Annotated in this window: 26 protein-coding genes; 17 read left to right on the top strand and 9 right to left on the bottom strand. The window is 65.4% G+C overall.

The features are described from left to right. Positions 1-4: 4 nt before the first annotated feature. Genes murJ through hslV form a run of 3 tightly spaced genes read right to left on the bottom strand, consistent with a single transcriptional unit; the run spans position 5 to position 3,500 of the window. A complete protein-coding gene (gene murJ / locus AC1DJT_RS10805; protein ID WP_441505122.1) occupies positions 5-1,594 on the bottom strand; it encodes a murein biosynthesis integral membrane protein MurJ in 1,590 nt (529 codons plus the stop codon). Further along, on the bottom strand, positions 1,594-2,901 hold the full coding sequence (hslU, locus tag AC1DJT_RS10800; protein ID WP_441505084.1) for an ATP-dependent protease ATPase subunit HslU: 1,308 nt from the start codon (positions 2,899-2,901) through the stop codon (positions 1,594-1,596). Before hslU ends, murJ begins: the two co-directional genes overlap by 1 nt. Positions 2,902-2,930: 29 nt before the next feature. Next, positions 2,931-3,500, bottom strand: coding sequence for an ATP-dependent protease subunit HslV (hslV, locus tag AC1DJT_RS10795; RefSeq protein ID WP_441505083.1), 570 nt, complete (start codon positions 3,498-3,500; stop codon positions 2,931-2,933). A gap of 244 nt (positions 3,501-3,744) precedes the next feature. Here hslV and hisB point away from each other — a divergent pair, with 244 nt between their 5' ends. The 10 genes from hisB to AC1DJT_RS10745 all read left to right on the top strand — a co-directional run bounded on the left by hisB (position 3,745) and on the right by AC1DJT_RS10745 (position 10,751). Further along, the gene (gene hisB / locus AC1DJT_RS10790) at positions 3,745-4,332 is read left to right on the top strand and encodes an imidazoleglycerol-phosphate dehydratase HisB (RefSeq protein ID WP_476834046.1); all 588 of its coding nucleotides are present in this window, start codon (positions 3,745-3,747) and stop codon (positions 4,330-4,332) included. An 11-nt stretch (positions 4,333-4,343) separates the two neighbouring features. Beyond that, positions 4,344-4,832, top strand: a complete 489-nt coding sequence (locus tag AC1DJT_RS10785; protein ID WP_441492008.1) for a DUF2628 domain-containing protein — start codon at positions 4,344-4,346, stop codon at positions 4,830-4,832. Further along, on the top strand, positions 4,829-5,485 hold the full coding sequence (hisH, locus tag AC1DJT_RS10780; protein ID WP_476834045.1) for an imidazole glycerol phosphate synthase subunit HisH: 657 nt from the start codon (positions 4,829-4,831) through the stop codon (positions 5,483-5,485). The genes AC1DJT_RS10785 and hisH overlap by 4 nt, the downstream gene beginning before the upstream one ends. Then, entirely contained in the window at positions 5,473-6,228 is a 756-nt protein-coding gene (hisA, locus tag AC1DJT_RS10775; RefSeq protein WP_441505082.1) for a 1-(5-phosphoribosyl)-5-[(5-phosphoribosylamino)methylideneamino]imidazole-4-carboxamide isomerase, read from the top strand. The genes hisH and hisA overlap by 13 nt, the downstream gene beginning before the upstream one ends. Then, a complete protein-coding gene (gene hisF, locus AC1DJT_RS10770; RefSeq protein ID WP_113515679.1) occupies positions 6,225-6,989 on the top strand; it encodes an imidazole glycerol phosphate synthase subunit HisF in 765 nt (254 codons plus the stop codon). The genes hisA and hisF overlap by 4 nt, the downstream gene beginning before the upstream one ends. A gap of 3 nt (positions 6,990-6,992) precedes the next feature. Beyond that, the gene (locus AC1DJT_RS10765; RefSeq protein ID WP_441492005.1) at positions 6,993-7,313 is read left to right on the top strand and encodes a phosphoribosyl-ATP diphosphatase; all 321 of its coding nucleotides are present in this window, start codon (positions 6,993-6,995) and stop codon (positions 7,311-7,313) included. Between the two features lie 110 nt (positions 7,314-7,423). Continuing rightward, a complete protein-coding gene (coaA, locus tag AC1DJT_RS10760) occupies positions 7,424-8,398 on the top strand; it encodes a type I pantothenate kinase (RefSeq protein ID WP_441492004.1) in 975 nt (324 codons plus the stop codon). Between the two features lie 9 nt (positions 8,399-8,407). Beyond that, positions 8,408-8,854, top strand: coding sequence for a YqaA family protein (locus AC1DJT_RS10755; RefSeq protein WP_476834044.1), 447 nt, complete (start codon positions 8,408-8,410; stop codon positions 8,852-8,854). 127 nt (positions 8,855-8,981) lie between these two features. Further along, entirely contained in the window at positions 8,982-9,332 is a 351-nt protein-coding gene (locus tag AC1DJT_RS10750; RefSeq protein WP_069878549.1) for a RidA family protein, read from the top strand. 66 nt (positions 9,333-9,398) lie between these two features. Next, a complete protein-coding gene (locus AC1DJT_RS10745) occupies positions 9,399-10,751 on the top strand; it encodes a hypothetical protein (RefSeq protein WP_476834043.1) in 1,353 nt (450 codons plus the stop codon). Between the two features lie 18 nt (positions 10,752-10,769). Here the strand turns inward: AC1DJT_RS10745 and AC1DJT_RS10740 are convergent, their stop codons facing one another. Continuing rightward, entirely contained in the window at positions 10,770-11,921 is a 1,152-nt protein-coding gene (locus tag AC1DJT_RS10740; protein ID WP_441492001.1) for an aminotransferase, read from the bottom strand. Positions 11,922-12,203: 282 nt separating this feature from the next. Between AC1DJT_RS10740 and AC1DJT_RS10735 the strand changes: the two genes are divergently transcribed. From AC1DJT_RS10735 to AC1DJT_RS10725, 3 genes are all read left to right on the top strand, one after another. After that, the gene (locus tag AC1DJT_RS10735) at positions 12,204-13,691 is read left to right on the top strand and encodes a cobyric acid synthase (RefSeq protein WP_441505079.1); all 1,488 of its coding nucleotides are present in this window, start codon (positions 12,204-12,206) and stop codon (positions 13,689-13,691) included. A 228-nt stretch (positions 13,692-13,919) separates the two neighbouring features. Then, positions 13,920-14,531, top strand: coding sequence for a TetR/AcrR family transcriptional regulator (locus tag AC1DJT_RS10730; RefSeq protein WP_441505078.1), 612 nt, complete (start codon positions 13,920-13,922; stop codon positions 14,529-14,531). A gap of 75 nt (positions 14,532-14,606) precedes the next feature. Next, positions 14,607-16,571, top strand: coding sequence for an SDR family NAD(P)-dependent oxidoreductase (locus tag AC1DJT_RS10725; protein ID WP_441505077.1), 1,965 nt, complete (start codon positions 14,607-14,609; stop codon positions 16,569-16,571). Here the strand turns inward: AC1DJT_RS10725 and AC1DJT_RS10720 are convergent. Continuing rightward, positions 16,495-17,418 carry an NAD-dependent epimerase/dehydratase family protein gene (locus AC1DJT_RS10720; RefSeq protein ID WP_441505076.1) on the bottom strand — a complete coding sequence of 308 codons (924 nt, stop codon included), beginning with the start codon at positions 17,416-17,418 and terminating at the stop codon, positions 16,495-16,497. The two genes, AC1DJT_RS10725 and AC1DJT_RS10720, sit on opposite strands and share 77 nt — an antisense overlap. Continuing rightward, positions 17,415-18,437 carry an MraY family glycosyltransferase gene (locus AC1DJT_RS10715; protein WP_441505075.1) on the bottom strand — a complete coding sequence of 341 codons (1,023 nt, stop codon included), beginning with the start codon at positions 18,435-18,437 and terminating at the stop codon, positions 17,415-17,417. The genes AC1DJT_RS10720 and AC1DJT_RS10715 overlap by 4 nt, the downstream gene beginning before the upstream one ends. 83 nt (positions 18,438-18,520) lie before the next feature. On the opposite strand from AC1DJT_RS10715, the gene AC1DJT_RS10710 reads away from it, so the two are divergent. Further along, positions 18,521-18,982: an MmcB family DNA repair protein gene (locus tag AC1DJT_RS10710; protein WP_441492060.1), complete on the top strand. Its 462-nt coding sequence runs from the start codon at positions 18,521-18,523 to the stop codon at positions 18,980-18,982. A 92-nt stretch (positions 18,983-19,074) separates the two neighbouring features. Here the strand turns inward: AC1DJT_RS10710 and AC1DJT_RS10705 are convergent, their stop codons facing one another. Both AC1DJT_RS10705 and AC1DJT_RS10700 read right to left on the bottom strand, forming a co-directional pair. Beyond that, entirely contained in the window at positions 19,075-19,629 is a 555-nt protein-coding gene (locus AC1DJT_RS10705) for an ActR/PrrA/RegA family redox response regulator transcription factor (RefSeq protein WP_043234810.1), read from the bottom strand. Positions 19,630-19,691: 62 nt separating this feature from the next. Beyond that, the gene (locus AC1DJT_RS10700; RefSeq protein WP_476834042.1) at positions 19,692-21,062 is read right to left on the bottom strand and encodes an ActS/PrrB/RegB family redox-sensitive histidine kinase; all 1,371 of its coding nucleotides are present in this window, start codon (positions 21,060-21,062) and stop codon (positions 19,692-19,694) included. A 190-nt stretch (positions 21,063-21,252) separates the two neighbouring features. Between AC1DJT_RS10700 and AC1DJT_RS10695 the strand changes: the two genes are divergently transcribed. The 3 genes from AC1DJT_RS10695 (at position 21,253) to AC1DJT_RS10685 (ending at position 24,616) form a co-directional block, all read left to right on the top strand. Next, positions 21,253-22,554 (top strand): polyhydroxyalkanoate depolymerase, encoded by a 1,302-nt coding sequence (locus tag AC1DJT_RS10695; RefSeq protein ID WP_476834041.1) that lies wholly within the window; start codon positions 21,253-21,255, stop codon positions 22,552-22,554. A gap of 42 nt (positions 22,555-22,596) precedes the next feature. After that, positions 22,597-23,337 (top strand): M48 family metallopeptidase, encoded by a 741-nt coding sequence (locus tag AC1DJT_RS10690; protein ID WP_441505072.1) that lies wholly within the window; start codon positions 22,597-22,599, stop codon positions 23,335-23,337. An 82-nt stretch (positions 23,338-23,419) separates the two neighbouring features. Further along, positions 23,420-24,616: a multidrug effflux MFS transporter gene (locus AC1DJT_RS10685; RefSeq protein ID WP_476834040.1), complete on the top strand. Its 1,197-nt coding sequence runs from the start codon at positions 23,420-23,422 to the stop codon at positions 24,614-24,616. A gap of 6 nt (positions 24,617-24,622) precedes the next feature. On the opposite strand, the gene AC1DJT_RS10680 is transcribed toward AC1DJT_RS10685, so the two are convergent. Further along, a partial coding sequence (locus AC1DJT_RS10680) for a transglycosylase domain-containing protein (RefSeq protein ID WP_476834039.1) occupies positions 24,623-26,427 on the bottom strand: 1,805 nt, incomplete at its 5' end.

Raw genomic sequence — 26,427 nt, 5'->3', positions numbered from 1 at the left:
GGTATCAGGAACGCGGCGTTCTGGCGGAAGCGCGGGCAAGGCGCAAGTGCGGGAGGCCGAAAGCGCCGAAGAGGGCGCCAGCAAGGCCATAGGCCGCGAGGCCGCCGAGACAGAGCGCGGCCAGGGACGCAATCCGCAACAGCAGGGGCTCGCCCGGGGCGAGCGAGGTCGTCAGCGCCGGCAGAAGCAGGAGGAGCGCGCCCAGCATGATGGCGCTGGCGCCCAGTATGGCGATGATCGGCCGCAGGCTTGCAAGGCTCGGCCGCCACAGGCCCTGGCGCCGCAGATGGAGCGACAGCAGAACGGCCTGGGCAACAAAGGCGAGGCTTGCTGCGAGGGCGGCGACGGTCGCGGCATCCTTGCCGGGCGCAGCGCCATAGCCGGAGAAAACGGCCACCAGGACGGCGGCTAGTCCAGCAAGCAGCGGGATACGTGGCATGCGCCGGACGAAATAGACCTGACCGAAGACCTTTGCCATCACCGCGAAGGGAAGACCGAGCGCGAAAGCTGCCAGGGCTCCTGCTGTGCGCACCCGATCTTCAGGGCCGAAACGGCCATGCTCGAACAGCACCGATACGATCGGCTCGGCCAGCGCGGCCAACGCGACGGCCGCCGGCACGGCAAGCGCCAATCCGAGCGCCAGCGCACGACCGAGCATGGCATCGTCCCGCGCACTCTCATGGCTCGCCATTTCGGAAAGCACGACGGTGCCCATCGCGACGCCGACGAAGCCGAGCGGCAGCTGGAAGATGCGGTCGGCGTAATAGAGCGCCGCGACCGCTCCGCCTTCTGTCGAGGCGATCTGCATCGCAACCAGCAGGACGAGTTGTGCGCTCGATGCCGCGAGCAGGGTCGCGCCGCCGGTGCGCATGAGGCGGCTCATGTCAGGCGACCAGCGCAGACTGAGGCGCGGCAGCCCGATCCTGTGCAATCGAAGCAGGATCAGGCCGAGATGGGCGAACCCGGTCAGGCTGACGAAGATGGCGAGCAGACTGGCGCTCACCATGGCCTCTGCGCCCCGCGAGAGCTGGACCAGCAGCACGCCGAGCAGGATGGCGTTCATCAATGCCGGCGCGAGAGCCGCCGTCGTGAACCGGCGCTCGGCGTTGAGCAGCGCAGCCAGCAACGCGGCGAGCGTCGTCAGCAGCAGGAAAGGCAGCATCAACCGGGTAAAATGGCTGGCCAGCGCAAGCGTTTCGGGCTCGTTCGCAAAGCCGCCGGCCAGCCCCAGCACCAGCCAGGGCGTGAACATTTCGCCGAATGCGATCAGCACCAGCAGCAGCAGACCGAGATGCGCCGTGGCTTCTCCGGCGAAGCCACGAGCCGCCGCTTCGCCGCGCGAAGCCTTGATGTCGAGATAGAGCGGTACGAAGGGCGCATTCAGTCCGCCTTCGCCGAGCACGCGCCGGACCAGATTGGGCAGGCGCAGGGCTGCCAGGAAGGCATCCGCGACCGGGCCGGCACCGAGCAGGCGCGCGATCAGCACATCTCTGGCGAAGCCGAGCAGGCGCGACAGCACCGTGGCAGCGCCGACCACCGCCGAATCGCGCGCAAGGCGCGACCCGGTAGGACTCGGCTCCGCCGGTGGCTGCATCACAGGATGAACCGGCTCAGATCCGCATTTTTGGCGAGGTCGCCGATCCGCACTTCGACATAGGGCGCGTCGATCGTGACGGTCTCGCCCGAGCGGTCTGTGGCCGTGAATGAAATCTCGTCGAGAATCCGTTCGATCACGGTCTGGAGCCGCCGCGCGCCAATATTCTCGACGGTGGAGTTTACCGCGACGGCGATGCGGGCAATGGCGTCGATCGCGTCCGGGGTGAAGTCGACCGTGACCTCCTCGGTCGCCATCAGTGCGACCGTCTGCTTGATCAGGCTCGCCTCGGTCTCGGTCAGGATGCGCTTGAAATCCTCGACATCGAGCGGCTGCAATTCGACGCGGATCGGCAGGCGTCCCTGCAACTCGGGCAGCAGGTCGGACGGGCGCGACACATGGAAGGCCCCCGACGCGATGAACAGGACGTGGTCGCTCTTCACCGGCCCGTGCTTGGTGGCAACCGTGGTGCCCTCGATCAGCGGCAGCAGGTCACGCTGTACGCCCTCACGCGAGACGTCTGCGCCGCCTCGGCCCTCGCGCGCGCAGATCTTGTCGATCTCGTCGAGGAAGACGATGCCGTTATTCTCGACCTCGCGGATGGCATCCTGGACGATCGCGTCCTGGTCGATCAGCTTGTCGCTCTCCTCGGCGATCAGCGGGCCATAGGCATCCTTGACGAGGATGCGCCGCGGCTTGCCCTTCTGGCCGAAAGCCTTGCCGAACATGTCGCCGAGCGAGATCGCGCCGATCGAGGCACCGGGCATGCCGGGCAATTCGAACATCGGGGTCGAGCTCGCGCCAGAGGCGATCTCGACCTCGATCTCCTTTTCGTCGAGTTCGTTTGCGCGCAGCTTGCGACGGAAGGAATCGCGCGTCGCCGGGCTGGCCGTCGACCCCACCAGCGCGTCGAGCACGCGCTCCTCGGCTGCAAGATGTGCCTTGGCCTGGACATCCTTGCGCCGGGCCTCGCGGACGAGGCTGATGCCGATCTCGAGGAGATCGCGAATGATCGATTCGACGTCGCGACCGACATAGCCGACCTCGGTGAACTTGGTCGCCTCGACCTTGAGGAAGGGCGCATTGGCGAGGCGCGCCAGCCGGCGCGCGATCTCGGTCTTGCCGCAGCCGGTCGGCCCGATCATCAGGATGTTCTTGGGAGCGACCTCTTCGCGCAGCGGCCCTTCGAGCTGCTGACGGCGCCAGCGGTTGCGCAGCGCGATGGCGACGGCACGCTTGGCATCCTTCTGGCCGACGATGAAGCGGTCGAGCTCGGAGACGATCTCACGGGGGGAAAAAGAGGTCATGGATACTTCCGATTGGGCGTCAGCGGACATCAGGCGATGTCGAGGCTCTCGATGACGAGGCTGTGGTTGGTGTAGACGCAGATGTCGCCGGCGATCTTCATCGCCTTGCGCACGATCGTCTCGGCGTCGGGCTCGACATCGACCAGCGCGCGCGCCGCTGCCAGGGCGAAGTTGCCGCCGGAGCCGATGGCCATCACCGAGCCATGTTCGCCCGCTTCCGGCTCCAGCACGTCGCCCGTGCCGGAGATCAGCAGGCTGACCTCCCTGTCGGCGACCAGCAGCATTGCTTCCAGCCGGCGCAGATAGCGGTCGGTGCGCCAATCCTTGGCGAGCTCGACGCAGGCGCGCAGCAATTGCGTCGGGTATTGCTCGAGCTTGGTCTCCAGCCGTTCGAACAGGGTGAAGGCATCGGCTGTTGCGCCCGCGAAGCCGGCGATCACCGCACCCTTGGCGAGGCGGCGCACCTTCTTGGCGTTACCCTTCATGATGGTCGGGCCGAGCGAGACCTGCCCGTCGCCGCCGATCACCACGCGCCCGCCCTTGCGCACCATCAGGATGGTGGTGGCGTGCATCACGGGGGCCTTGTTGTCGTTATCCATCAGAGCGTCTTCCAGTGTTTCCGGCCGTTCGCCAGATGTAGGGCTTTTCAGGCGCTGCACAATCGGCCGGGTGGCGTGAGCGTCAACGCGCTGCTAGAGCATGTCCCGCAAAAGTGGGATGCACTTTTGCGACGAGAACATGCTTCAGCAGCCACTTTGGCGCGAATTCTTGTCGCTCGGCTGATTTCAGTCGAGCGGAAAGCGCGCTAAAGCACCGGCCAGCAAGGTCACAAGGGCTTTTCAAATGCGTTCGGGCGAAGTGAAGCGCCGCACCAATGAAACCGRTATCTCGGTCAAGCTCTCGCTCGACGGCACGGGCAAGGCCGAGATCGCGACAGGCGTCGGCTTCTTCGACCATATGCTCGATCTCTTTGCCCGCCATTCGCTGATCGATCTTGCGGTCACGGTGAAAGGCGACACCCATATCGATGATCACCACTCGGTCGAGGATGCGGGCATCGCGCTCGGCGAGGCGGTAAAGCAGGCGCTCGGCGACAAGAAGGGCATCCGCCGCTACGCCGACGTGCATCTGCCGATGGACGAGACGCTGACCCGCGTCGCCGTCGACGTCTCCGGCCGGCCCTTTCTGGTGTTCCGCACGAGCTTCAAGGCCGAGAAGATCGGCACGTTCGATACCGAGTTGGTGCGCGAGTTCTTCCAGGCCTTCGCGATCAATGCGGGCCTGACCCTGCATGTCGAGACACTCTACGGCGACAATGCCCATCATATCGCCGAGAGCTGCTTCAAGGGGTTGGCGCGGGCGTTGCGTCACGCGCTCGAGGTCGATCCGCGCGAAGGCGGCCGCGTGCCGTCCACCAAGGGCGCGCTATAAGGGGCCATGACATGGCGTTCTATACGGTCCTGATTCCGCCGCCCGGTTCCGGCAGCGAGCGCGACGATATCGAGCAGGCGCGGCTCCTGCCCGAGACATTCTCCTGGGCAGCCTTCCTCTTCACGGGCTTCTGGCTGCTGGCGAAGCGGCTCTGGCTGGCGACGCTCGTCTTCGCGCTGGTCTGGGCTGCCGTGTATTACGCGCAGAGCGATCTCGGGCTCGCGAGCGGTGCGGCGCTGCTGGCGCAATTCGTCATCGGGCTCTTCCTCGGGCTCGAAGGCCGGAACCTGATCGCGCGCAAGCTGCTGCGGAAAGGCTGGCGGCTTGCCGATGTGATCGAGGCTCCCGATCTCGCGAGCGCCGAACGACGCTATTTCGAGCGGGCTCTCGAAAGCCGGCCCGCGCCGGCTCCGCGCGAAGCCGCGCCGGTTCCTGCGCGTTTCCAGTCTTCAAGCGCAGTCCCGGTGATCGGACTCTTTCCTGAGGCGCAAGGCCGATGACCCAGTCCGTCGCCATCATCGATTACGGATCCGGCAATCTGCACTCTGCCGCCAAGGCCTTTGAGCGTGYGGCGGCCGAGTCCGGCATTGCCTCCACTATTCGCGTCACCAGTGATCCGGCGGTCGTGCGTGCGGCCGATCGCATCGTCCTGCCGGGCGTCGGCGCCTTCGCCGATTGTCGCCGCGGGCTCGATGCTGTCTCCGGCATGGTCGAGGTTCTGGAGGACGTCGTCCGCGGCAAGCAGCGCCCCTTTCTMGGCATCTGCGTCGGTATGCAGCTCCTCGCAAGCCGTGGGCTCGAATACACGGTGACGGACGGCCTCGGCTGGATTCCGGGCGATGTCGCCCTGATCAGGCCGACCGACGAGAGCCTCAAGATCCCGCATATGGGCTGGAACAATCTGCATGCGCAGGACGAGCATCCGTTGCTCGCCGGCATCGAGACCGGTCCGGGCGGCCTGCATGCCTATTTCGTGCATTCCTACGCGCTGACGCCGGAGCGGGCCGAGGATGTGCTGGCGCTGACCGAGTATGGCGGGCCMGTYACYGCSATGGTGGYGCRYGGCAAYRTCGCCGGCACGCAGTTCCACCCCGAGAARAGCCAGAAGCTCGGACTGAAGCTGATTGCCAATTTCTTGGGATGGACACCGTGATTCTGTTCCCCGCCATCGATCTCAAGGACGGTCGCTGCGTTCGCCTGAAGCAAGGCGACATGGCCCAGGCGACCGTCTTCAATGATGATCCGGCTGCGCAAGCCGCGGAATTCGAGGCGCAGGGTTTCGAATGGCTCCATGTCGTCGATCTCGACGGCGCCTTTGCCGGTAAGCCGATGAATGCTGCAGCTGTCGAGGCCATCCTCGGCCGGGTCGCGTTTCCGGTGCAGCTCGGCGGCGGCATTCGCGACATCGCGACCGTCGAGGGCTGGCTCACCAAGGGCGTGCGCCGCGTCATCATCGGCACGGCCGCGGTGCGGGATCCGGCTTTCGTGCGCGAAGCGGCGAAGGCCTTTCCGGGCCAGGTCGCCGTCGGCATCGATGCGCGCGACGGCTTCGTCGCGGTCGAAGGCTGGGCCGAAACCTCTTCGCTTGCCGCGGTTGATCTTGGCCGCCGCTTCGAGGACGCGGGCGTCGCGGCGATCATCTACACCGACATCGCGCGCGACGGCATGCTCCAGGGCATCAACTGGGACGGCACGATCGCGCTCGCCGGGGCGCTGAGCATTCCGGTGATCGCGTCGGGCGGGCTCGCCTCGATGGCCGATATCGAGCGCCTCTGTGCCCCCGACGCCGCTATCCTGGAAGGCGCGATCACGGGCCGCGCGCTCTATGATGGGCGCATCGATCCGGCCGCAGCGCTGGCGCGGATCGCTCAGGCGGACAAGGGGAAGGCGGCATGAGCCTGAAGACCCGCATCATTCCCTGCCTCGACGTCAAGGACGGCCGTGTCGTCAAGGGCGTGAAATTCGTCGATCTCGTCGATGCCGGTGATCCGGTCGAGGCCGCCAAGGCCTATGACGCAGCCGGCGCGGACGAACTCTGCTTCCTCGACATCACGGCGAGCCATGAGGATCGCGGCATCCTGTTCGATGTGGTGACGCGCACCGCAGAGGCCTGCTTCATGCCGCTCACCGTGGGCGGCGGCGTCCGCACGGTCGACGATATCCGCAAGCTGCTCTTGGCCGGGGCCGACAAGGTCGCGATCATGACGGCGGCCGTGCAGCGGCGTGCCTTCGTCAAGGAAGCGGCGGAAAAGTTCGGCGATCAGTGCATCGTCGTCGCGATCGACGCCAAGAAGGTGGCGCCGGAGCGCTGGGAGATCTTCACCCATGGCGGCCGCAATGCGACCGGGCTCGATGCCGTCGCCTATGCCCGCGAGGTGGTCTCGCTCGGCGCCGGCGAGCTGCTGCTGACCTCGATGGACCGCGACGGCACCGGGGCAGGCTTCGATCTTGACCTGACCAGCCGGATTGCCGATGCGGTTTCCGTGCCCGTCATCGCGTCCGGCGGTGTCGGCACGCTCGACCATCTCGTCGACGGCGTGCGGGAGGGCCATGCCAGTGCCGTGCTGGCGGCCTCGATCTTCCACTTCGGGACTTTCACCATCCCCCAGGCCAAAGCCCATATGGCGGCGGCAGGGCTGGCGATGCGGCTGGATTGAGCGATGAGCGGCTTTACACTGTCCGATCTCGAAAAGATCGTCGCCGAGCGGGGAAGGGCCTCCCCCGAAGAGTCCTGGACCGCCAAGCTCCTGGCTGGCGGGCCGGAGCGCGCCGCCAAGAAGCTCGGCGAAGAGGCTGTCGAAACCGTGATTGCAGCTGTGCAAGGCGACAAGCAGGCTTTGATCGCCGAAAGTGCCGATTTGCTCTATCATCTGTTGGTCGTGCTTTCGTCGCGCGATGTTGCATTGCAAGATGTGTTGAGCCAGCTTGAGGCCCGTACCGCCCGGTCCGGTCTGGCTGAGAAGGCGGCGAGGAAACCCTGAGCCATGTTGCCGAAGGCCGGATCCGGCTTTCGAAAAGGCGGCGTGCTCAGAGTCCAGTCGAGGATATCCGAGCCTTGAATCTCGAAGTCTGGAATGCGGATCGCGGCAGCATGGACCAACGTCTGATCCCGGCCGCGGCCGATCCCGATCTGGTTTCACCCTATCGGACCTTCACGCGGGACGAGTGGGCGCATCTGCGCGCCGATACGCCGCTGACGCTCTCGGTCGACGACCTGACCAAGCTGCAATCGATCAATGATCCGATCTCGCTGGACGAGATCGTCGCGATCTACCTGCCGCTGTCGCGGCTGCTGTCGCTCTACGTTGCGGCCACGCAAGGCCTGTTCAAGGCGACGCAGCGTTTTCTGCTGGCAGAAGCCGAGGTCAAGGTTCCCTATATCATCGGCGTCGCCGGCTCGGTCGCAGTCGGCAAGTCGACCACGGCACGCGTATTGAAGGCGCTGCTCTCGCGCTGGCCGAATACGCCCAAGGTCGAACTCGTCACCACGGACGGCTTCCTGCTGCCCAATGCCGAACTCGAGCGGCGCGGGTTGATGCAGCGCAAGGGCTTTCCGGAAAGCTATGACAGTTCCGCGATCCTGCGTTTCCTCTCCGATGTGAAAGCCGGCAGGCCTGCGGTCTTGGCGCCGGTCTATTCGCATCTTGTCTACGATGTCGTTCCTGGTGAGCAGGTCACTGTCGAGCGGCCGGATATTCTGATCCTCGAAGGCCTCAACGTTCTGCAGCCGAGCCGGATGCCGAAGGACGGCAAGGTCATCCCCTTCGTCTCCGACTATTTCGATTTCTCGGTCTATCTCGACGCGCATGAGGACGATCTGCACCGCTGGTACGTCAACCGCTTCATGACGTTGCGCCAGACCGCCTTCCGCGATCCTCGCTCCTTCTTCCGCAAATATGCCGAGATCGGTGAGGAGGAGGCCCTGTCGATCGCCGAGAATCTATGGACCGGGATCAACATGCCGAACCTGCAGGAGAACATCCTGCCGACGCGCCAGCGCGCCAGCCTGATCCTGACCAAGGGCGCGAGTCATCGCATCCAGCAGGTCGCGCTGCGCCGCCTCTGAGAAACCGGCATGGAGGCTTTGTCCGCGCTCGCGGTGATGGCGKGCGCCGCCTTCGTTGCGGCCTCGATCCTTCCGGCGCAGTCGGAAGCCGTCTTTGTCGGCCTGCTCGCGGCAGGGAGTGCCGAACCGCTGACGCTGTTCCTGGTCGCGAGCCTCGCGAACACCGCGGGTTCGGTCCTCAACTGGTGGATCGGTCGATTGATCACGCAAGGCGGGCTGGAGAGATTGCCGGCCAGGCTGCGCCCGGACCCTGCGAAACTCGGCCGCGCCCAGGCCTGGTTCGGTCGTTTTGGCTGGCCGTCCTTGCTTCTTGCCTGGCTGCCGATTGTCGGCGACCCGCTGACGGTCGTCGCCGGCACTTTGAATTACCCACTCGGCCGCTTCACGCTACTCGTCTTCATCGGCAAGGCTGCACGCTACGCTGCGCTCTGGGCCGGCTGGGTCGCAGCGTCATAGCCTTGGGCTCAAGCAAGACGCGTATCGGTTTTATGTGCGAGCGCTGCCTCACCTTTTTGGATTTTGAGATTTGCGTGTGCGGATGTCTCGGGCTACCAGCAAGCCCCTTACTTCAGGAGATCTGATCATGAGCATCCAGCGCATCGGTATCGGCCCCCGCATGTCCAAGGCCGTCGTGCATGGCAACACCGTCTACCTCGCCGGCCAGGTCGCCGATAAGGCTGCCGGCAAGAGCGTTGCCGAGCAGACCGCCGACATCCTCGGCATCATTGACGGCCTCCTGGCCGAAGCCGGCACCGACAAGACCAAGCTGCTGATGGTCAATATCTGGCTCTCCGACATGTCGACCTTCGCCGAGATGAACGGCGTCTGGGACAAGTGGGTCGTCGCCGGCCAGACTCCCGGTCGCGCCACCGTCGAAGCCAAGCTTGCCGCGCCGCAGTTCACGGTCGAGATCGCGGTCATCGCCGCGAAGTGAGACGCCAGTGCTGATCTGGAACGGGAGGATGCCATCAGCGGGTCGGAGGAGATCGCGCCGCTCCTAGTGCGCGTCACCGTGCGCTACGGCCTGCCGGCAGTGGCGCTGCCGGCCATGGTCGCCGATTGGCTGCGCCGACCCGGCGCAGCGCTTCCCGTGGAAGCGCTGCTTKACCGCAAGGCGCAGGATTTCCTCGCAGTAGCAGGTCGACTCGGCGATCCACTTGGCGACGAGGCCACCCGGCATCTGCGAAGCGAGGCGGCGGCAGCGCTTGCCGCCGGCCGCTTCGCCGATGCGGACAAGGCGCTGGCTCAGGCCGAGCTCCAAGTGATCGGCGGCTCGACCGATCTCTCGGCGCTGACGGTCGCCCAGCGGCTCACGGCCGGCGGGAACCGCACCGACCGGGCGGCGATCAGCTTTCTGCGCATGACGTCGGAGGCCTATCGCGAGGCCGCTGCCCGCTATGGCGAAGCGTCTGCGCTCATCGGTCTGGCCGATCTCGATCGCAGTCGGGACCTGGCTCTCGCCCAGGCGAAAGCGCTGGCGCGGATCAGCGAGGATTTCGGTGGGCGAGACGGCTATGACGCGGCCATTGGCTTGCTGCGCCGTTTGCTCGAGGGCTTCGACAGCCTCGAGGATACGGTCGCCTTTGCCGGGGCCCAGGACGCTTTCGCTGCCGTGCTCGAGAGCCTTGCGGAGATGTCCGGCGATGGCAAACTACGCGTCGAGGCGCTCGGCCRTTGCCGGGCGGCATTAGAAGACCTCCGCCGGGATGAAGCGCCGGCCCTCTGGCATGGATTGAAGGTCCGCTTTGGCCGACTTGCCTCGATGCTGGGTGAGGCCAGCGCGGACGATGATCTGCTGGAGGAAGCGGTTGCAGCGTTCGCCGATGTCCTTGCTCGCTGGGATCGAAGTCGTGACGAGGCGCGTTGGCTCGAGGCCGAGCACTTGATTTCTCGCGCGCGCGCCGATCTCGGTTCGCGCCGGAAGGACCTCGCCCTGCTCGAGCGGGCTTTCAACGGCTTCAACAGGGTTGCCAAGACCGTCGACAGGGCGCGGGAGCCTCTGCGCTGGGCCGAGTTGCAGCATCAGATGGGTGGGGTGCTAGCGGCCATGGGCGAGCGCTATAGCGAGCCCGTCGTGCTCGAAGAGGCCCTCGCCTTGTTCTCTGCCGCGCTTGAGGAGCGCCGGCGCGAGACCGTACCCTCCCTTTGGGCGGCAACCACGGCCAGTCACGGACAGGCTTCCCTGCATCTCGCCGAACGCCGCCGTGATCGGGGCCTGGCCGAGCAGGCCCTCGCTCAGATCATGTCCGCGATCGAAGCCTTGCGGGCCAGTGGACACGCCGCGAATGCCAAGCGCCTCGAGGCGCCGTTGATCAAGGCCGGCAGGCTGGTCGAGACACTACGCAAGAGCTGAGAGCGGGGCTTCCGCGGCTCAGGCCGCTTTCCTCCAGTCCGCGAGCCGCTCAAGTGCCGCATCGAGCGTCGCGTCATGCTTGGCAAAGCAGAAGCGCACCACCGTCTTGACGGCGCCCTCCGCATAGAAGGCGCTGACCGGGATCGCGGCGACACCGTTCTCCGTGACAAGTCTCTGACAGAACGCGATGTCGTCGGTCTCGCCGAGCGGCGCGATGTCGACATTGAGGAAGTAGGTGCCGACGCTTGGCAGCACGCTGAAACCGAGACCCTGCAACCCGCTGGCGAAACGATCACGCGAGCGCTGGAAATCGGCGCGCATCCCGTCGAAATAGGAATCATCCTTGCCGAGCCCATAGGCGACTGCAACCTGCAGGTTCGGCGGGGTGGTAAACGTGATGTATTGATGCGCCTTGGCGAGCACGCGCATCAGATTGGGCGCCGCCATCACCATCCCGACCTTCCACCCGGTCAGCGAGAAGATCTTCCCAGCCGACGAGATCTTCACCGTGCGCTCGCGCATGCCCGGCCGCGCCATCAGCGGTACATGCCTGCGGCCGTCGAAGACGACATGCTCCCAGACCTCGTCGCAGATCGCGACGGCGTCATGCCGGATGCAGAAATCGGCGAGCAGATCGAGATCGGCAGCACTGAAGATCGTCGCGGTCGGATTCAGCGGGTTGTTGAACAGCACGACCCGGGTCTTTGGTGAAAAGGCCTTGGCCAGCGCCTCTTCGCTCAGGCCGAAAGCCGGCGGGGTTAGGGTCACGAATTTCGGGATGCCGCCGGCCCGGCGCACCAGCGGCACATAGGCGTCGTACATCGGCTCGAACAGCACGACCTCGTCACCGGGCGTGATCAACGCCATCAGGGCGCCGGCGATCGCCTCGGTTGCCCCCGAGGTGATCATCACCTCGCTGTCCGGATCGAGATCAAGGCCCTGCCAGTGCTTGTAATGCGTGGCGCAGGCCTGACGCAGCTCCGGCAGGCCCATCATCGGCGGGTACTGGTTCCAGCCGTTCATCACCGCCTCGGCGGCCTTTCGCCGCACATCCTCGGGCCCCGGGTCGTCGGGAAAGCCCTGGCCGAGATTCACGGCGCCGGTCTCGCGCGCGAGCCGCGACATCACTTCGAAGACGCTGGTCTGAAGGGCGGAGAAGATCGGGTTCATCGCAATCTTGTCGAGTTTGGGTGCGAGAGAGCTTGGGCCTCTACCATGTCCCGCTGCCCTGTGCACCGGCTCAAGCAAGCCCTCATGCTCCTGACAGAATATGGAATGATGAATGTTGACATTCATCAGCGGTCAATGCTTATCTCCGTTTCGCCGGTTCACGACGGGCGCCCGCGGTTTCTTCGCCCCTTTGGAGCTGCGGGATATTGGCGTGAACCGGTGACCCTCCCTCTCCATCGCCGCCTGCTTGCCCGCGCCCTGAGCGCCGCCTAAGCAAGCGCCATGGCCGCGCCCAAACCCACCCCCGCCCTGATGATTCTCGGCACCGGCTCGAATGTCGGAAAGTCGCTGCTCGTCGCTGGATTATGTCGGCTCTTTGCCGATCGCGGCCTCAGGGTGCGGCCGTTCAAGCCACAGAACATGTCGAACAATGCCGCAGCGACCGCTTCAGGCGAGATCGGTCGCGCCCAGGCTCTTCAGGCCCGCGCTGCCCGCGTGCCGCCGCATGTCGACATGAACCCGGTGCTGCTCAAGCCGGAGAGCGACACAGGCAGCCAGATCGTGCTGCAGGGCCGCGTCGCAGGCCACCTCGCGTCGGGCGATTTTGCGCGGCGCGGCGATTTCCTGCCGAAAGTGCTGGAGAGTTTTGAGCGGCTGAGCGCCGGGGCCGATCTCGTTCTCGTCGAGGGAGCCGGTTCACCGGCCGAGACCAATCTGCGCGCGCGAGATATCGCCAATCTCGGCTTTGCCCGCGCGGCCGGCGTTCCGGCGCTGCTGATCGGCGACATTGATCGCGGCGGCGTGATCGCCAGTCTCGTCGGCACCCATGCCGTGCTCGATGCCGCCGATCGCGAGATGATTAGGGCCTTTGCCATCAACCGCTTTCGTGGCGACGCAGCACTCTTCAAGGACGGCATCTCCACGATTTCGCAGGCGACTGGCTGGCCTTGCCTCGGTATTGTGCCCTGGTTCGCCGAAGCGTCCCGCCTGCCGGCCGAGGACGGGCTCGATCTGACCTCCGGCGTGCGCACGGCCGGCGCCGTGCTCAAGGTCGCGGTACCCGTACTGCCGGGAATCGCCAATTTTGACGATCTCGACCCGCTGAAACTGGAGGCCGCCGTCGAACTGGTCATGGTGACCCGTGGCGCGCCGCTGCCGGGCGACGCCGATCTCGTCATCCTGCCCGGCTCAAAGACGACGCTCCGCGATCTCGCGGCTTTGCGCGCCGAGGGCTGGGATATCGATCTCGCTGCCCACCGCCGACGCGGAGGTCATGTCATCGGCCTCTGCGGTGGCTACCAGATGCTCGGGCGTACCGTGCAGGATACTCATGGTCTGGAGGGACCGGCAGGTGAGGCTCCAGGCCTCGGCATGCTCGAGGTCGAGACGGTGCTGGAGCCTGGCAAGACCGTGCGTGAGGTCGATTTCACCCATGCGCCCAGCGCATCGTCAGGTCGGGCCTACGAGATTCATCTTGGCCGCACCGAGGGGGCCGACACGCAACGCGCGCCCTTCCGGGTTGGTGAGCGGCGGGAGGGAGCAGCCTCGACCGATGGGCGCGTGATCGGCACCTACCTGCATGGCGCCTTTGCCTCAGATGCCGTCCGTGCCGCCATTCTTGCGGGCATCGCGGGCCGAACGCTGTCTTCGACGCTGAATTACGAGGATGAGGTMGAATTGGCGCTCGACCGTCTGGCCGGACATCTGGCCCGGCATCTCGACATCGATGCGATCTGGACCCTCGCTCAGGAGCGGGTGCAATCCGGCTGATCGAGTTGCGCCGCCTCGGCGCGGCCTAGCCTGCGACACTTTCACCGCACCCCGGTCTACCCGCCCGGGGACGGATTGACAAACTGGTCAGTTTTGYCGTCTACCGGTCAGAGAGGCCAGGAAGATTTGGCTAAAGTCTTTATTCGTCATGGAGTTGACGAATGACGAAATTCATCATAATGAACAATTCCCACCCGAAATCGCTGAGCAACTGAACGAGAAACCGAGTTGAGTCATCTTGAGCGGGATACGAGGCAGTGCATCGTCGATACGGCGGAGCGCTTCTTTCGTGACATCGGCTACCAGAAGACCACGGTGGCGGACATCGCCAAGGCACTGCGGATGAGTCCCGCCAATGTCTATCGGTTCTTCGACTCCAAGAAATCCATCAATGAGGCCGTCGCCGAGCGCTACATGGGCGAGATGGAGGCGGCCGTTACGGCGATTGCGCGGGAAAAGCGTTCCGCTGCCGAGCGGCTTCGGGATATCCTGATCACCAACAACCGCATCAACTCGCTGCGTTATCTCGACCACCACAAGGTGCACGAGATGGTCGCCGCTGCGATGGAGGAGAGCTGGGAGGTCGTCCAGGCTCATATCGGGCGCTATGACGGCATCCTGCGCGGTGTCGTGGCGGAAGGCATCGCTTCGGGCGAATTCCGACCGATGGACCCGCAAGTCGCCACCGCCTGCGTGCGCTTTGCAATGACGCCCTTCTGCCATCCGATGCTGATCTCGCAATGCCTGAGCCTGCCGGGGCCGAGCATCGAGGAGATGGTCGATTTCATTCTCGCCGGTCTCGGCTATTCGCGCGCCAAGGTCTCGCACGCGGAGGCTTGATTTCGCGCGCAGCGCGCTCTTTGCCTGCCGCTTCGCGTTGACAAKGCGGCACGGGAGCGGGATACCCCGCCGGCCATGGCCCTATTCACCAAGCAGAATACCAAGAAGCTCGCCGTCATCGTCCATGATCTCGTGGTCACGGCGCTGGCAATCGTTTCCGTTTTCGTGGTGCGGTTCGAGGGCGGGCAGCTCGATGAGCATCTGCGCTATCTGCCGAGCTTCCTGCCGTTTTTCGTCGCCTATGCTGGCGCGGTCTACTGGTTTTTCTCGCTTTATCGCTCGAAATGGCGCTTCGCCTCGCTTCCGGACCTGTCGAACATCGTCAAGGCGGTCACCGTCCTGTCGCTGTCGCTGCTGGTGATTGACTATCTCCTGTTGTCACCGAGCCTCTACGGCGCCTTCTATTTCGGCAAGATCACCATCGCACTCTATTGGCTTGTGCAGAACGCGCTGCTCGGCGGCCCGCGCCTCGCCTATCGCTACCTCAAATATTCCCGTTCCAAACAGCATGCCGAGCGCGACGCGGCGCTCCCCGCGCTGCTGCTCGGCCGCGGCGTCGAGGTCGAGATGGTCATTCGCGCCATGGAAGCCGGGACCATGCGCAAATTGAAGCCTGCTGGCATTCTGTCACCGCGCGCCGATGATCTCGGCCAGTCGATCCGCGGCGTTCCCGTGCTTGGTCTGCTGTCTCAGATCGAGACGGTCGCTGGCGACGCGGCCGAACGCGGTGAGCCGTTCCGCCGTATCGTCGCCACTTCGAGCGCCTTGGCACCGGAAGCCGAGCCGGACAAATGGCTCGCCCGGACGCGCAGGCTCGCCTTGCCGATCTCGCGGCTCGATTCCTTCGGCGAAGGCGGGACCGAGACTGAGCTGGCACCGCTGGAGATCGAGGACCTGCTCGTCCGCCCTTCGGTCAAGATCGATCGCGATCGGTTGGGGTCCTTCCTGAAAGGCAAGCGCGTCATCGTCACCGGCGGAGGTGGCTCGATCGGCTCGGAGATCTGCCTGCGCTGCGCGGCCTTCGGTGCTTCGGAGCTCCTGGTGGTCGAGAGCTCGGAGCCGGCGCTGTTCCAGATCACCGAGGAACTCGCGGCTCATCGGCTGGAGACAAGGATCTCGGGAGCGCTTGCCGATGTGCGCGACCGCGCCCGGATCACGCCGCTCTTCACGGCGTTTGCCCCCGACATCGTGATCCACGCCGCAGCGCTGAAACATGTGCCTTATCTCGAGGCCGACTGGGCAGAGGGCATCAAGACCAATGTCTTCGGCTCGATGCATGTCATCGATGCCGCGATCGCTGCTGATGCCAAGATCTTCGTGATGATCTCGACCGACAAGGCGATCGAGCCCGTCTCGATGCTGGGAGCGACCAAGCGTTTCGCCGAGATGTATGCCCAGTCGCGCGATGCCGAGTTTGTCGCAGCAGCCTCCGGCATGCGCCTCGTTGCCGTGCGCTTCGGCAACGTGCTGGGCTCGGTCGGCTCGGTGGTTCCTAAGTTCAAGGCGCAGATCAAGCGCGGCGGCCCGCTGACCGTGACCAGCCCGGAGATGATCCGCTACTTCATGACGATCCGCGAAGCCTGCGATCTCGTCCTGACCGCCGCGTCGCATGCCCGCGCCGCAGGGCCAGAGACTGAGCGCGCGGCCGTCTATGTGCTCAAGATGGGCCAGCCGGTCAGGATCATGGATCTGGCCGAGCGCATGATTCGGCTCGCTGGCTACGAGCCGGGCGTCGATATCGAAATCGCGATCACCGGCGTCCGCCCTGGCGAGCGTCTGAACGAGATTCTCTTCGCGCACGATGAGCCGATGGCCGAGACCGGGCTCGACGGCGTCATGGCCGCGAAGCCGAGCTTCGCGGCGCGCGCCCGCATGCAGGGCTGGTTCTCGCGCCTGGAAGCCGCCATCAAGGCTGAGGATCGCCTTGCGGCTGAAGCGGTGCTGGAGGAGGCGATTCCGGATTTCAAGCTGCGTCAGCAGCCGCGGCCAGCTGCGCCAGTGCCGGAAGCGTCGCTGCCGGTGGCCGCCAACCGGCCCTGATCAGCCCCTCGGGGCGCGCGACGAGCCCGCCACTGAGCTTGGCGAAGGCCTGTTTCTTCCCGGACAGCCGCGCCGCCTGCCTCAGGAGGGCCGCTGGAATGGCCAGGAGGCCGGGCTTGCGCCCGAGGCCGGAGCGCATCGCCGCGATCATCTCGGCCACGCTGACGGGCTCGGGGTCGGCAACCGTATAGCTACGCCGTGCCGGACAGGCGGATGTCAGCGCGAAGAGGATCGCGTCGACGAGATTCTCGATGGCGAGCAGCGAGCGCGGGGCATCGAGACCGCCGAGGGGCAAGGGTATCGGCAAACGCGCCAGCTTCAGGAGCGACGCCATATTCGCTTTGACGCCGGGCCCATAGACCAAAACCGGCCTTAGCGAGATCCAGTCGAGACCGAGCGCGGCGAGTCCCTGCTCCGCTGCAAGCTTGGAGCGGCCATAGGCATCGTCCGGTGCTGGCGCGTCGCTCTCGCGAAAATGGCCGTCAAAGGCTCCCGTGAGAGCCTTGATTGAGGAGACATAGACAAATCGCGCAGCGCCTGCTTGCAGAGCAGCTTCCGCCAGCGCGAGCGTCGCCTCGGTGTTGATGCGCCGGTAGAGCGATTCATCGAGACCAGGCCCGGCATGGGCGAGGCCGGCGAGATGAACGACATGGCGGATGCCAGCGACAGCCGGGCGCCAATCCACCGGCTCGGAGAGATCGCCGATCACCACGCGCTCGATGCCCTCATCCGCGGGGCTCTCGCGCCGCTGGGCTACCCGGACGCCATATCCCCTCGCACGAAGGCCGGCGACGACATGCGGGCCGATGAAGCCGCTCGCTCCTGTAACGAGAACACGTTCGCTCACGGCCGGATCCGCTTGCTGGCGAAGCGCCKCAGCAGCAGCCCGGTCAGCATCGCTGCAAGGGCAAGACAGATGAGCTGTTGCCAAAGCGCGGGAACGGCGACGCTGAGTCCGGCAAGCGCGATCAGGGCAAGGTTGAGCAGCGCGACCTGCATCACGACCTCTCGAACGCTGAAGCCGTTGACGGTGGCCTGCTGGTAGAAATGGCTGCGATGCGCCTCCCAGACTTTCTCGCCGCGCGCCAGCCGCCTGAACAAAGTGATCGTCGAATCCGCGACATGGTAGAGCGGCAGGATCAGCGCGGCGGTCAGTGCGCCGGTTCCCGCCAGGCGGTAAAGCAGATAGGCGCTGAGCAGACCGAGCGGCAGCGAGCCGACATCGCCGAGAAAGAGCCGCGCCACGGGCTTGTTGAACGGCGCGAAGCCGATGATCCCGCCGAACAAGGCGGCGGCGAGCAGGCCACTGGCGGGATCGAGCACCCCGCTGGCGCCCGCCAGGGCAAGCGCACCGGCGAGCGGTGCGATGCCGGCCACGGTGATCCAGTCGATGCCGTCCATGAAATTGGCGAGATTGACGAACCAGAGCCCGGCGATGAGCGCGAGACCGCGCTCGAGCCCGAGCGGCATGAGGTCCGGGAACAGTCTGAGTTCGGGAGCGGCGCAGAACAGCACGATCCCGACGCAAAGCGCCTGCAGGACGAGCCGTGTCGCGGCCGGAAGCGGGCGGATGTCATCCCAGGCTCCGACGACCGCCAGTGCCGTTGCCGCCGCCATGACCCAGACCAGATCAGCGCGCGCCGCCGTTGGAAGGGGAAGGAGCAGCAGAGCCAGGATCAGCGCGAGAAAGGCCCCGGCAAGAACTGCGATGCCGCCGCCCTGTGGCGTCGGCTGCGTATGGCTGGAGCGGGCATTCGGCCGCGCCAACGCATAGCGGACCAGCAGGGGCCGCAACAGCACGCAGAGCGCCGCCGATGCCGCGGCAGCCGGAATGATGATCAGCAGGAGAGCAAGATGGGAGTTCAAAGCGCCGGGACCATAGCCGGACGGCGCGGGCCTGCAAGCGTCTTCAGCTTGCGTTGAGGCGCACAAAGAGTGAACATGTGGGTATGTTGCTTCCCGATTCCGTGCTCAACCCGCCGCCTGCCCGCCCAGACATCACCCGTGCCGTCTGCCGCGGCGCGGCCAGGCATCTGCGTGAGCGCGGCTATGCCATCGTCAAGGAAATGACCTTCGCCAATGGCCGTCGGGGCGATATCGTCGCCTTGTCTCCGACCGGCGAACTCCTGGTCATCGAGGTCAAGTCGGGCATCGAGGACTATCGCGTCGATGGCAAATGGCCGGATTATCGCGACTATTGCGATGGTTTTCTCTTCGCGGTCGCGCCGGAATTCCCGCGCGAAATCCTGCCCGACGATGTCGGGCTGATCATCGCCGATAGCTATGGCGGCGAACTCCTGCGCGATGCGCCGCGCCATCCGCTCGTGGCTGCACGACGCAAGGCGCTCACGATCGCCTTCGCCAGGCTGTCTGCCCAGCGCCTTGCCTTGATCGAGGACCCGCCGCTCTAGATCAGTGGGCCGGATATCCGGCCCGATAATCTGACCTTCAGCGCTTGCATAGGCTTTCCCGAAAACCGCAATCCACTTTTCGGGCCGATGCTTCAGCGCGGGGCGCGCTTTGCCAGGATGCGCTGCAGGGTGCGCCGGTGCATGCCGAGCCGCCGCGCCGTCTCAGAGACATTGCGGCTGCACAGCTCGTAGACACGTTGGATATGTTCCCAGCGGACCCTATCGGCCGACATCGGGTTTTCCGGCGGCATCGGCCGCGAATCGCGCGCGGCTGCCAGGGCCGAATGGATTTCGTCGGCGTCAGCGGGTTTTGCCAGGAAATCGAAGGCACCGAGCTTCACGGCACTGACGGCGGTCGCGATGTTGCCGTAGCCGGTCAGCACGATGCCGCGCGCGTCGGGGCGGCGCTCCTTCAGGCGGGCGATGACATCGAGCCCGTTGCCATCAGCAAGGCGCAGATCGATGACAGCAAAGGCCGGGGCCTCTTCTTCGACAGCAGCAAGACCAGCCGAGACACTTTCGGCGATGCGTACGGAGTAACCCCGCCCTTCCATGGCCCGCGCGAGTCGGGTCAGGAACGGCTTGTCGTCGTCGACGAGCAGCAGGGTCATGTCCGATTGGGCGGCGTCGTTCAGCGCCTGTTGCATCTCAACTCTCCTGCCACCGGTTCGGGCCGGCGAAATTGTAACGCGATCATGGGTTTCGCGCATCAGGACGGCGAGAAGGGGCCGTCACCCTCAGGTAGTGGCATTTCCCCCCGTTTTGAAGACCCGGAAGGTTTTGCGTCGGCCTCGAACACCGCCCTCGGCCAGACCATGCGGACGGACGCGCCGCTCGCCGGGGATGGCAGATTCGAAAATTCGAGCGCTGCACCGCCGCGTTCCAGCAGCGTTTTTGCAATGAAAAGTCCCAGGCCCAAACCGCCGCCGGCGCGACTTTCTGCCGCTGCGCGCGAGAGATAGGGCTCGCCGGCGCGCATCAGGACGTCGGGAGGAAACCCGGGGCCATCATCGGCGATGGTCAGCATGACATGTATATCGGTCCATTGTGCGATGATCGCCACTTCGGACCGGGCGAAGTCGACGGCATTGTCGACGATATTGCCGAGGCCGTAGATCATGCCCGGGTTGCGTCGGCAGACGGGTTCCGGCTTGTCTCCGATCATATCGATGCGGAACGGCACGCCGAATGGCCGCTGCGGGCCGGCCGTCTCTTCGATCAGCAGGCGCAGCGAGAGTTGGTCGAGCGGGCCGGCATCGTCGTCCTGAAGCGAGGTGAGCTTGCCGAGGATGCCGCGGCAGCGCTCGACCTGCTCGCGCAGCAGCGTGATATCCTCCGCCATCTCGCCTTCCGGAGGGGCCAGCCGCGACAATTCACGTGCCACCAGGGCGATCGTGGCGAGCGGCGTGCCGAGTTCATGGGCTGCTGCTGCGGCGAGGCCGTCGAGCTGCGAAAGGTGCTGTTCGCGTGCCAGGACCAACTCCGTCGCAGCGAGAGCCTCCGAGAGGTCGCGCGCTTCCTTGGCGACGCGCCAGGCATAAATGCCGGTGAAGCCGAGCCCGAGCACGAGCGCGATCCAGTTCCCGGCCTGGTAGAATGGCGGCAGGACCGGCCGGTTGGGCCCGGCCCAGGGCAGGGGCAGATGCGCGAAGTTCAGCACGCTCGCCAGCACGACGGCCAGTAGCCCGAGCAGCATGGTGCGCTGCGGCGGCAAGGCTGTCGCCGAAATCATCACCGGCGCGAGGAACAGAATTGCGAAGGGATTTTGCAGGCCGCCGGTCAGGTAGAGCAGGGCTGYGAGCTGGATGATGTCGAAGGCCAACAGCGCGGTCGCCGCATCCTCGCGCAGCCTGTGGCTGAGCGGAAAGCGAATGCGCAGCGCAATGTTCAGCCAGGCGGAGATTGCGATGGCGAGGAAACACCAGCCGAAGGGCAGGGTGAAGCCGAGGCCAAAATGCACGCCAGCGACTGCGAGGCTCTGGCCGGCGATAGCAAGCCAGCGCAACCGCACGAGGGTGTCGAGGCGCAAATGACGGCTGGATCGTGCCAGCGGCGGGAGATCCGCATCAGGGACCGTCATGACGCCCATGCATCCGATGACGGACCGGGGTTTTGCAGTGCAAAACTGTGGCATTTTGGCATTGAAGGAAAATCTTAGCCTTTTGCCGGATTGAATGAGAGCAGAAACAATCTAGGCTGCGCTGTTTGTTGCGGCGCATCATCAGGTGCATCCGGCACCCGGGAGACGTCGCTGCATGTATGGAGCTGCCATGTCGTTCGCTTATCACGCCTACGAAGCGGTTCATACGATGGTCGCGCCCGTTCGTGGCATGTCGGATGCGCTGCAGCTGGCGTTCAAGAACCCAGCCAATCCGCTGACCTACACGCCGCTMGGCCGCACGGTCGCTGCGTCCTGTGAACTGTTCGAACGGATGACGCGCCGCTATGGCAAGCCCGCCTTCGACCTGAACGAGACCACGATTGGCGGCGTCAAGGTCGCCGTCGAGGAACGCGTCGTCTGKGAGCGGCCCTTCTGCAAGCTGGTCTATTTCGACCGCAAAATCGCCGGGCGTCGCAAGCCGCAGCCGAAGGTGCTGCTGGTTGCGCCGATGTCGGGCCATTACGCCACTCTGCTAAGAGGCACGGTCGAGGCCTTCCTGCCTGGCCATGAGGTCTACATCACCGACTGGACGGATGCCCGCCTGGTGCCGCTCGCCGCCGGTCGCTTCGATCTCGACGATTATATCGACTACGTCGTCGGCATGCTCCAGACGCTCGGCCCCGGCACCCATGTCATGGCCGTCTGCCAGCCTGCGGTTCCGGTGATTGCCGCGATCGCGCGGATGGAAGCGGAGAATGATCCCAATGCGCCGCGGTCGATGACCCTGATGGGTGGTCCGATCGATACCCGCCGCTCGCCGACCGCGGTCAACCAGCTAGCCATGGAGCGCGGTACCGAATGGTTCCGCCGCAATTGCATCACCATGGTGCCGTTCCCGCATATGGGCGCTTTCCGGGAGGTTTATCCCGGCTTCATGCAGCTATCGGGCTTCATGGCCATGAATATCGACCGGCATGTCTCGGCTCACTACGAGATGTACAAGCACCTCATCGCCGGGGATGGCGATTCGGCCGAGAAGCACCGCGATTTCTATGACGAGTATCTCGCGGTCATGGACCTGACGGCGGAGTTCTATCTCCAGACGGTCGATACCGTATTCGTTCAGCATGCCCTGCCCAAGGGCACGATGATGCATCGCGACAAGCTGGTTGATCTGAAGGCCATTCGTCGTGTTGCGCTGATGACGGTCGAGGGCGAGAACGACGATATCTCGGGCGTCGGCCAGACCCAGGCCGCCCATGATCTCTGCGCCAATATCCCGGCCGACAAGCGCGTGCATTACCTTCAGAAGGGCGTCGGCCATTACGGCGTCTTCAACGGTTCGCGCTTCCGCGCCGAAATCGCGCCCCGCATTTCCGACTTCATGGTCAGCCTCGACATGGAGGCAGCCAAGGTGCGCCGGGACGACAGCGCGGCCGTCGCGCGCAAGGCCTTGAAGATCGCGAACTGAAGCCCTTCCGCATCGCCCGCGAATCCAGCACAATTGCGGGCGATGCGGCTCTCCCTGTTCAAGCGCCAGCCTGATCCGGATCGGATCGAGGTCGCTCACGGCGGCACGCTGTTCTCCGTTGCGGTGAAGCGGCGCGCTGCCGCTCGGCGGATGACGCTGCGTGTCTCGCAGGCGACCGGCGAGATCACGCTGACGCTGCCGGAACGCGCAGACTTCCTCACCGGCAAGATCTTCGCCGAGAATCATGGTGGCTGGATCGCGGCAAAGCTCGCCAAACGTCCGCTTTCGGTGCCCTTTGAGCCGGGACAGGTCGTGCCCTTTCGCGGCGCACCCCACCGGATCGTGCATTGGTCGAAGGTGCGCGGCATCACCCACGCTACAATCGACAAGGATGGCACCGCCATCATCGCGGTCGCCGGCGAAGCCGCCCATGTCGCGCGTCGGGTCAAGGATTTCCTGCGCCGCGCCGCACTCGAGGATCTGGAGCGTGCGGTCAGGCACCACACGGCAACGCTCGGCATCCCCGCCCGCAAGATCACCATCCGCGACACCACGAGCCGGTGGGGCTCCTGTTCGTCGAGGGGGCACCTGAATTTCTCCTGGCGCCTGATCCTCGCCCCGCCACTGGTGCTGGACTATCTCGCGGCCCATGAAGTCGCGCATCTCAAGGAGATGAACCATTCCCATCGCTTCTGGGCGCTGACCCACAAGCTCTGCCCACGGACGGAAGAAGCGGAAGCCTGGCTGAAGCGCCATGGCGCAGGGCTGCACGGCTACGGCTGAGGCAGTCCTGGCCGCAGGCGTCCGGCTCGACTTGAGGCGCAACCTCCCCTAACCCGGCATCAGCCGAAACAGGGATGGTCTCGTGAAGCTGCGCCCCGACACGCTCGCAATGACCGCGGTCCTTGCCATGCTGACGGCMCTCGGGCCGCTCTCGACCGATTTCTATTTGCCGTCCCTGCCCGAGATCGTTCGTGTCATGGGCACCGACGTTGCAGGGGCGCAGGCGACGCTCTCCGCCTTTCTGTTCGGTTTCGCCGGAGGCCAGATCGTCTGGGGGCCGCTCTCGGATCGGTTGGGGCGCAAACCCGTGCTTCTCACCGGGCTGGCGCTTTTCCTCGTCGCGACCCTGCTCTGCGCACTTGCGCCTTCGATCGAGTGGCTGGTGGCGGGCCGGGTCTTGCAGGCATTGGGCGCGTCCGGGCCGATCGTGCTCGGCCGGGCCATGGTCAGGGATCTCTATGAGGGGCCCCGCGCCGGCCGGGAATTCGCCCGCATGGGCATGATCATGGGGTTGGTCCCGGCCATTGCGCCGGCGGTCGGCGGCATCCTGCAGGCGGCCTTTGGCTGGCGCTCGACCTTTGTTGCGACGCTGGCTCTCGCGCTGCTGCTGGCGGTCGTGATCATCCTGTTCCTGCCGGAAACCATCCGCGTGCGTTCATCGGAKCGGCTGTCGCTGCTGGCGATTTTCCGCAGCTTCGGCGTCTTGCTCAGGAACCGTCCCTATCGTGTCTATGTCGCGATCACGGCCTTGGCCTATGGCGGACTCTTCGCCTTCATCTCCGGCTCGTCCTTCGTGCTGATCAGCATCTATGGCCTGTCGCCGCGCGATTACGGCCTGTCCTTCGGGTTCGGGGTGCTTGGCTTCATCCTGGGCACCATCATCGCCCAGCGTCTCGTCGGCCGGCGTGGGCTCGACGGCGTCATTGCGATCGGCGTGGCCTTCCTGGCTGCGGGCGGGCTGAGCATGCTGCTATGCCTCACCGCCGGCTTTGGCGGCCCCCTCGGCGTCACGATACCCTGGGCGATCTATTCGATCGGGATCGGGCTCAGCATGCCCCAGGCGCAGGCCTCGGCGCTCATGCCGTTTCCGGATCGCGCTGGTGCTGCATCATCCTTCGTCGGGCTCTGCCAGATGCTGTTCTCGGCCTGTGTCGGTCTTGTGGTCGGCAAGCTGCTGACCGACTCCGCGCTGCCGCTGCCGGCGATGATGTCGCTGCTCGGCGTGTCGGCACTGGTCCTGTTTCACGCCTCGCGCAAGCTGCGAGCGGCCAAGGCCTGAAAAGGCTCAGCCGCCGAACAGCCGCTCGAGGAAGTTCTTCTCCTGCGGCGCAGGCGGCACCCAGGCGCGGTCCGAACCTGCGCCCGCTGTCTGGGTCTGTGCTGGCGGCTGCATGCCGGCCACTGGCGCGCCGCCATCGAAGATCGATTTCGGCCCCGCGCGCCACAACCCACCCGGCAGCGGCGATGGCTGCAGGCCGACATGGGCGGCCTTCATGTACCTGCCCCAGACTTCGAGTGGCAATCCGCTGCCATAGACCCGCTTCATGGCGCTGTTGTCGTCATTGCCGATCCAGACGGCGGTCACCAGCTTGGAGGTGAAACCGACGAACCAGGCATCGCGGAAATCCTGCGTGGTTCCCGACTTGCCGCCGACTTCCCAACCGGCGAGATTGCCCTTGCTGCCCGAGCCGCTGGCCATGGTTTCGTGGAACATGGCGTTGATCATCGGCAGCACCTGCGGCTGCACCACCGTCCCGAAACTCGTCGCCTTGCGGGCATAGATCACCTTGCCCGAGACCGACTTTACCTCGCGGATGACATAGGGCAGCACGGACTGCCCGCCATTCGCGAAGCTGGCATAGGCCGTGGTGAGCTCGATCGGCGTCACTTCCGAGGTACCGAGTGCCAGCGAGCCATTGGCCTGGAGGCCCGAGGAAATGCCGAGCCGCTGCGCGGTGCGCACGACTTCCTTCGGCGTCACCTCCTGGTTCAGCTTCACCGCGACGGTGTTGATCGAATGGGCGAAGGCGGTCTGCAGGGTCACCGGGCCGCGATAGGTGCGGCTGTTGTTCTCCGGCTGCCAGCCCTTGATCGAGACCGGGGAGTCGTCGCGGATCGTGTCCGGCGTCAGGCCATGCTCGATCGCAGTCAGATAGACGAAGGGCTTGAAGGATGAGCCTGGCTGGCGCTTGGCGGCGGTCGCGCGGTTGAATTGGCTCTTGGTGTAGTCGCGTCCGCCGATCAGCGCGCGCAGAGCCCCGTCCGGCGCCATGGAAACGACGGCGCCCTGGCTGGCATTCAGCTTCCCGCCCTGGGCGGCCAGAGACTCGACAAGGGTCGTTTCGGCCGCGGCCTGCAGCTTTGGATCGATTGTCGTCAGCACCGTGACGTCGCCCTCGACCGCACCGATGAAGTCGTCGAGCACGTCCATGACGTAGTCGGCCGCATAGTTCACCGAGCCGGCGCCGACACGTTCGGCCGCTTCTGCCGGGGCGACCAGTGCTGATTTCGCTGCGGCCGGCGAGACAAAGCCCTGCTCGGCCATCGCGGCGATCACGAGCTGCGCCCGTTTCTCGGCCGCATCCGGATTGCGGTTGGGCGCCAGCCGCGACGGTGCCTGTACCAGGCCCGCCAGCATGGCGGCTTCGGGGACGGTGACCGAGCGGGCGGACTTGTTGAAATAGCGCTGCGCGGCCGCCTCGACGCCATAGGCGCCGGAGCCGAAATAGACGCGGTTGAGATAGAGCTCGAGGATCTGGTCCTTGCTGTAGGTCTGCTCCAGCCACAGCGCCAGGATCGCTTCCTGGATCTTGCGCGCGGCGGTGCGGTCCTGGGTCAGGAACAGGTTCTTKGCAAGCTGCTGCGTCAGGGTGGAGCCGCCCTGGACGCCGCCACCCCGGTTGGTGACGTTGCGCACCATGGCGCGGGCGATGCCGATCGGGTCGATGCCGAAATGCTCGTAGAAGCGTCGATCCTCGATCGCGACGAAGGCCTTGGGCAGATAGGKCGGAATCTCGCCAAGCGTCACGGTACGCCCGCCGGTCTCGCCGCGATTGGCGAGCAGCGAGCCGTCGGCGGCGAGGATCGCGA

It is taken from the genome of Allobosea sp. 05T422_2, assembly GCF_056396265.1.
The sequence above is the reverse complement of the archived record's forward strand: the minus strand, read 5'-3'. Positions and strand labels throughout refer to the sequence as shown.

Coding starts and splice junctions, on each gene's coding strand:
- murJ (WP_441505122.1), bottom strand. CDS start 1,594: ATGCAGCCACCGGCGGAGCCGAGTCCTACCGGGTCGCGCCTTGCGCGC.
- hslU (WP_441505084.1), bottom strand. CDS start 2,901: ATGACCTCTTTTTCCCCCCGTGAGATCGTCTCCGAGCTCGACCGCTTC.
- hslV (WP_441505083.1), bottom strand. CDS start 3,500: ATGGATAACGACAACAAGGCCCCCGTGATGCACGCCACCACCATCCTG.
- AC1DJT_RS10785 (WP_441492008.1), top strand. CDS start 4,344: ATGGCGTTCTATACGGTCCTGATTCCGCCGCCCGGTTCCGGCAGCGAG.
- hisA (WP_441505082.1), top strand. CDS start 5,473: ATGGACACCGTGATTCTGTTCCCCGCCATCGATCTCAAGGACGGTCGC.
- hisF (WP_113515679.1), top strand. CDS start 6,225: ATGAGCCTGAAGACCCGCATCATTCCCTGCCTCGACGTCAAGGACGGC.
- AC1DJT_RS10765 (WP_441492005.1), top strand. CDS start 6,993: ATGAGCGGCTTTACACTGTCCGATCTCGAAAAGATCGTCGCCGAGCGG.
- coaA (WP_441492004.1), top strand. CDS start 7,424: ATGGACCAACGTCTGATCCCGGCCGCGGCCGATCCCGATCTGGTTTCA.
- AC1DJT_RS10750 (WP_069878549.1), top strand. CDS start 8,982: ATGAGCATCCAGCGCATCGGTATCGGCCCCCGCATGTCCAAGGCCGTC.
- AC1DJT_RS10740 (WP_441492001.1), bottom strand. CDS start 11,921: ATGAACCCGATCTTCTCCGCCCTTCAGACCAGCGTCTTCGAAGTGATG.
- AC1DJT_RS10725 (WP_441505077.1), top strand. CDS start 14,607: ATGGCCCTATTCACCAAGCAGAATACCAAGAAGCTCGCCGTCATCGTC.
- AC1DJT_RS10710 (WP_441492060.1), top strand. CDS start 18,521: ATGTTGCTTCCCGATTCCGTGCTCAACCCGCCGCCTGCCCGCCCAGAC.
- AC1DJT_RS10705 (WP_043234810.1), bottom strand. CDS start 19,629: ATGCAACAGGCGCTGAACGACGCCGCCCAATCGGACATGACCCTGCTG.
- AC1DJT_RS10690 (WP_441505072.1), top strand. CDS start 22,597: ATGCGGCTCTCCCTGTTCAAGCGCCAGCCTGATCCGGATCGGATCGAG.